At 41.8% G+C, this 5777-nt stretch carries 7 protein-coding genes; all 7 read right to left on the bottom strand.

What is annotated here, in order from left to right; translation table 11 throughout:
• Positions 1-45: 45 nt before the first annotated feature.
• Positions 46-291: a hypothetical protein gene (locus IM496_RS19125; protein WP_002772702.1), complete on the bottom strand. Its 246-nt coding sequence runs from the start codon at positions 289-291 to the stop codon at positions 46-48.
• A 445-nt stretch (positions 292-736) separates the two neighbouring features.
• Positions 737-1897, bottom strand: coding sequence for a restriction endonuclease subunit S (locus tag IM496_RS19120; RefSeq protein WP_271926957.1), 1161 nt, complete (start codon positions 1895-1897; stop codon positions 737-739).
• A 295-nt stretch (positions 1898-2192) separates the two neighbouring features.
• Positions 2193-2648: an NUDIX hydrolase gene (locus IM496_RS19115; RefSeq protein WP_002736967.1), complete on the bottom strand. Its 456-nt coding sequence runs from the start codon at positions 2646-2648 to the stop codon at positions 2193-2195.
• Between the two features lie 93 nt (positions 2649-2741).
• Positions 2742-4130 (bottom strand): argininosuccinate lyase, encoded by a 1389-nt coding sequence (argH, locus tag IM496_RS19110; RefSeq protein ID WP_002735516.1) that lies wholly within the window; start codon positions 4128-4130, stop codon positions 2742-2744.
• A 169-nt stretch (positions 4131-4299) separates the two neighbouring features.
• On the bottom strand, positions 4300-4503 hold the full coding sequence (locus tag IM496_RS19105; protein WP_052006258.1) for a hypothetical protein: 204 nt from the start codon (positions 4501-4503) through the stop codon (positions 4300-4302).
• 106 nt (positions 4504-4609) lie between these two features.
• The gene (locus tag IM496_RS19100) at positions 4610-5221 is read right to left on the bottom strand and encodes a class II aldolase/adducin family protein (RefSeq protein WP_194015621.1); all 612 of its coding nucleotides are present in this window, start codon (positions 5219-5221) and stop codon (positions 4610-4612) included.
• A complete protein-coding gene (locus IM496_RS19095; RefSeq protein WP_002773358.1) occupies positions 5218-5553 on the bottom strand; it encodes a hypothetical protein in 336 nt (111 codons plus the stop codon). The genes IM496_RS19100 and IM496_RS19095 overlap by 4 nt, the downstream gene beginning before the upstream one ends.
• Positions 5554-5777 lie beyond the last annotated feature (224 nt).

Here is a 5777-nt window from a genome sequence, read left to right as displayed (position 1 = left end):
TCACACCGGAACCTAGCGCGTTGTCGAACAATATGGTAGAGCGATTTAGGAATGACCATTTACTCTGGCGGCAATGACAGCGTTGATGTAGCTGAAAATTTGGTCGAGTTCGCCAATCGCTTCTAGCTCAAGGACTTCCTCTGGGGTGAGATCATCAGCTTTTTTCTTGTCAAGAAGCGTCTGCATCCGATCGCCCAGTTCATCTGTAAATTTGAATAGGGTGAGATTATTAATCTGTTGCACCCGCAATCCTTTGGGAATCAGGCTAGAGGGTTTGACAAGAGCGCTCATGGTTGTAGCTGGCTTTTTGAGCAACTTTACTACCCATAATATAACACCACCTTCCCAACTGATAACCGATAACTCTTGAGTAACGCACAGAAAACGGGTTTCTCGGAGAAACCCGTTTTCTACTCATGCAAACGACAAAAGGGGAATAAATAATCAGTCTTTAATAACCAGATTTAGTATAGAATTTAACATTAACGCCATTTTCTCAAAAAAATCGACCCGTCTAAGAGCAGGAAAGAAAGGAAAAGAGAAAAAATAGGGAATAAGGGTAAAAAGGGAAAAAAAGAGAAAAAGGGTTACAAAGTCCTCCCAGCACCGCACACCACCCGAAAACCGCAGAGGTCGAAGTCGCCGCGGCGGTAGCTGAATCTTGGTTAATTGTCCAACGGTCTTTTTTAATGGCATTTCCCACAAGATTATGGCAGCAATCCGCCGGCTGCCATGGCTACAGTTCCCCCCTAAATGCCCTTTGTAAAAGGGAATTAAAGAGATTGTCTTGCTGATGCAGAAAGTTATTCATCTTCATTAAATTATTTTGAATAAATATATCTAATCTTGCGAAACCTTTTTGAAGCTCAATAGGGGGAAGTATAATTAATAATTCCTTGAGCTTACTGGAATTAACACCAGGTTGAGCTGAACCACTGGAATTTTGTTGGATTTGCTTCCAATAGAACTCAGTTTTAAAAAAATATGCTAAATATTCAGGACTTATCAAGCTAGATGGTCTGACTCTTATTAAATATGATGCAAATAAAGTATTTTCAGGGCAGTGACGAATTAAAAAACTCTTACCTGTTGTTGCTCCAGTTCTAGCAAAAACGATATCACCAGAAACTATAGAATATTTTTGGATATCTTTTTTATCACCTGAGCAGAACGGTACACTTTCCCAATTAATTTCACCATTTTGAATATCAGTAATTCTAAGCATTTTAGTGGCAGTAGGTACAAAATCCGCAGACGCAGTAATTCCATAGCTAATACTTTCTGATACTTTTTCTAACTTTACAATCTCCCACCCTTTCGGATTAGTAACAGGATCACCGAACATCTCTAGGAAAGTTGATCGCAATAACTCCTTAGTCAAACGAATTGCCTCTTTGCGCTTGCGTCGCACCCCATCCGCTTTATCTAAAATTGCCGCAATTCTTCGCTGTTCTTCGAGGGGTGGGAGGGGGATTTCTACTTGTTTTAAGTCTTTGAGAATAATTCTGCGAACAGCTGAACCAGTTTTTCTCTTTGATGCTTCATCAATAGTTTTCTGGAAACCTAATATATAGCCTAAATAACTACTATCCGCAATCTCTTTTTTTGGTCTTAGGATTGCAATTGATGAGAGTACGGCAAATTCTCGCTTCTCTCTAACTACGCAAACTTTTCCAACTGTTCCATCTTTAGAGAAAAGGACATCACCCAGCTTTGGTGCTGAGTTTCCAGCATCAGCGCGATCATACTCCTCCTGGCTAATATGAATACATCCGCTAAAGTCCAACCCGTTTTCTGTCATGTCTTTGACGGTTAAAAATGGAAACCCTTTACCAGAGTCCTTAAATGAGGCATGAGTTCCATCTGTAACCATCTCACAGATATCATCTAGAGACATATACTTCATCCCAACATCTCCTTATAACGCGCGTAAAACCTGATCAATCTTATTTTCAAACATAAATCAAATATCCTTTCGGTTGACTAAAACGGTGGGTTACGACGGATTGTTAGATTGACTTTAACGCCTAGATTGTTGCCGTCTAACCCACCCTACTATGAACTTACAATATGATCGATCAATCTTTGTGTCCTTTGTGTCTTTGTGGTTCGTTCCACTCACTCGCCAGCAGGACTGTATCCTAGAATACATTTTACCCACCAAACCTGGGAGAGCCGATACTAGGAAAAAATCAAGCCACTACAGTGGCACCCCTGAGATAATCTTCTAGTTGGCGATCATTGTCGTGACTGAGATTGCCTAGAGGTAAAGTTTCGACGCTAAAAGCTCTCACCTCGCTAACTTCTAATGTATCTTTGATCTGAAAATTCCCCGCGGCCGTCACTTCAATTAACACTGAAATGGAGTGAATGCGCGGATCACGCTCAAAAGAGGAATAAACCCCGACTAAACGCCCTAAACTGACTAAATTTAATCCTGTTTCCTCTTTTAATTCCCTTTGAGCAGTATTAAAAATATCTTCCCCCCAATCGATCATTCCCCCCGGTAGGGCCCATTTGCCGGTGTCTCTGCGTCGGATTAAAACAATTGTGCCGTCAGCAAGCAGCGGAATTATTGTCACCCCAGTTACAGGATGACGAAAGATAATTCCCATCACACTTTTAATAAAATGCCAAACACGACCCATAGGAATTAGGAGATAGGAAGATAGGGAGATAGGGAGATAGGGAGATAGGGAAATTTTAACTAATACCCCAAAACCCCAAAACCCCTAACAATATCAATCATGATCGAGAATGGCTTTAGCTTGAATTAAAGCCGATCGCACTTGTTCAAAACCTGTGCCACCATAGCTATTACGGGCCGCCACCACCTGACGAGGAGCGATCGCGTCGTAGATATCGGCCTCAAAAGCCGGATGTAATTCTTGCCATTCCGTCAGGGTTAAATCTTTTAATAACTTACCCGCTGCCAAACTGCTTTTAACCACTTTCCCGACTAAATTATAAGCTTCTCGGAAGGGAATCCCCTTACTGGCTAAATAATCCGCCACATCCGTCGCATTAGAAAAATCTTCCGCCACCGCGTTAGCTAATCGGTCAGTTTTAAATTGAATTCCGGTGGCTAAAAGTACCGTCATCGCTTGCAAACAAATCCGCACGGTTTTAACGCCATCAAATAACGCCTCCTTGTCCTCCTGCAAGTCTTTGTTATAGGCTAGGGGTAAACCCTTCATTAAGGTCAATAACGCTTGTAAATGCCCAAAAACCCGCCCTGTTTTGCCGCGCACCAATTCGGGAACGTCGGGATTTTTTTTCTGGGGCATAATGCTAGATCCCGTGGCACAACTATCGGTGAGAGTGATAAAACTAAATTCTTGGGAAGACCAGAGAATCATTTCTTCGCTCAAACGGCTCAGGTGGACCATAATCAGACTAGCGGCTGTCATAAATTCAATGGCAAAATCTCGATCGCTGACTCCATCGAGACTATTGTTATACACCTGCTCAAAATCGAGTAAATTGGCGCTGTAATGACGATCAATCGGAAAAGTCGTCCCCGCTAAAGCGCCACATCCTAGGGGCGAAATATTAGTCCTGGCGCGAATTTGCCCTAATCTTTGGTGATCCCGTTCGGCCATTTGAAAATAAGCGAGGAGATGATGGGCTAAACTAATCGGTTGAGCGCGCTGTAGGTGGGTATAACCGGGGATCAGGGTTTCCAGATGGTTTTCAGCGTGATTGACTAAAGCTTGCTGAAAATTGCGAATTTCTTGCCTAATATCATCGATTTGTTGTCTAAGATACAGACGTATATCCGTTCCTACCTGATCGTTTCGTGAACGGGCCGTGTGCAGTTTTTTGCCCACATCTCCCACAATCTCGGTTAAACGACGTTCTACGGCAAAATGCACGTCCTCTTGATCGATGCCGGGGTTAAAGTTGCCGGTGCGGTATTCTTGACGAATTTGTTCCAATCCAGAGACGAGACTATCTGCTTCTTCGGGGCTGATAATACCCGTATAGGCGAGCATTTTGGCGTGAGCGATCGATCCGGTGAGATCATACTCGATTAATTCGATATCAAAGCCAATACTGGCGTTAAATTCTACGATCGTAGGATGGAGACTACCTTCAAAGCGATCGCTCCAAGTTTTCTTTGCTGTCACTGTTTTCGTTAGATGATTGTGGATAAAGTTAACCAAAATATGCTGGACAATTTTGGGGAATAATCCGGCGCTGATAGCATTACCGCTTCAGGTTAGAAAAATCTCCAACCCTACAAACATAAGAATAGCAAGAATTGCTCGCTCTGGCTGAATGCCCATAGGCGAAAAGCTAATAAGAAGTAAAACCTCGAAACATATAACCGGCAATGAAACCGATTAATAGGGCCAATGCTTGCCCAGTTTTGACGAAATTTGAGAAGGCTTTCTGGACATTGCCGATGATATCCACGTCTTGCTCGGAAATAGTCATCAAGACATTGGTAAGAGGCGAAAAGTCGATCGAAACAGATAGATGATGGAAGATGTTGATCACGATGGCATTCCTTAAAAACGAAAATCTACAGAATAAGTTAACATGAAAACGACTAAATCAAAACCACTTTTGTCTCCCCGGCGGTGAGTTGGAAAGGAGGTCACTTTCAAGATGATTGAGATTGCTGGTAATAGGATAATAATAAATTGCCCGCTTTTGCTAAATCCTGCCCAAAGGCGATAATTCCTTCTTCATGACCACTCATCACTAAAATTTGTTGCTCTTCTAGACGCTCTTCTTGACATAAACGGATAATTTCTGCGGCCATTTCTGGGGTTCCATAGGCGATATTTTCTTGAGTGGTCGGCACTCGATACATTAAATTTTGCCACAGGGGGCGATGATGAATATGAATCACCCCATTGATCTGGGGATTCGCTTCATAAATTGCTCCATGGGTGAGAGTTTCCGAAGAAGCGGCAATTGTTCCCCGACAAGTGACCCGATTTTCTTGCCAATTGTAGTCTATAACTGTGGTGTAATGGGATTCATTTAATACTGGAATCCCCCCGGTGTTAGTGCCAGAAATAATGATTTCTTTGTCTATTTTTCCTCGTTGACTCACATTCCCAAAACCGATTCCGTTATCGTATTGACCGATTAATCCTAATCGATAGAGGCGATTGCGCCAATAATTTAATTCTGCAATCTCTGAGCTTATTAAGGGACGGTCAGGAATCCAAGTACAATTGTATTTAACGTAACCTTCATCAATCATAGATTTTTCTGAAAATATTCGGGATAACTTTGACAAACTTTCTGCACAAAGTCCTGGAGAGGATAGGAAATATTGGCGATATAATTATCTTTAATTGCTTGAGAAAATAGTGGTAAAACTTCCGTGTCTAAGGCGGGGTTAAATAAGTTGATAGGTAGAATTAAATCGGAACATTCCCGCACATCAATGGTCTCAAAATTATCGGCTATAATTAACCAAAGAGGACGCACCCAAAGAGCCGAACGACTTTCGATCACCTGAATTACTTCTCCGTATAAAGTTCGATTTTTGCAGAATAAACTAACAATTTGATGGGGAGTGAATGTGTTCATAGACAGTTCTAGTTGTCCTTGATAAGCTAAGACGCATTTTAACCGCTTATTCTTAGATTAGCCGAATCTCCCCCCAATCTCTTTACTAGACCTCTTGCAAAAGTCTTAAGTCGATCCTTGTACAGCAACATTTTTGAAGATTATCAACTACTAATAAATAATTAACTGAAAGTCCCTCCCATTATTGTTTCTATCGTTTGTTTTCGGATTTATGCAAGAGGTCT

It is taken from the genome of Microcystis sp. M049S2 (assembly GCF_020245625.1).
Lineage (GTDB): Bacteria > Cyanobacteriota > Cyanobacteriia > Cyanobacteriales > Microcystaceae > Microcystis > Microcystis ichthyoblabe_A.
Note: the sequence above shows the minus strand (reverse complement) of the source record. Positions and strands in the feature narration are given on the sequence as shown.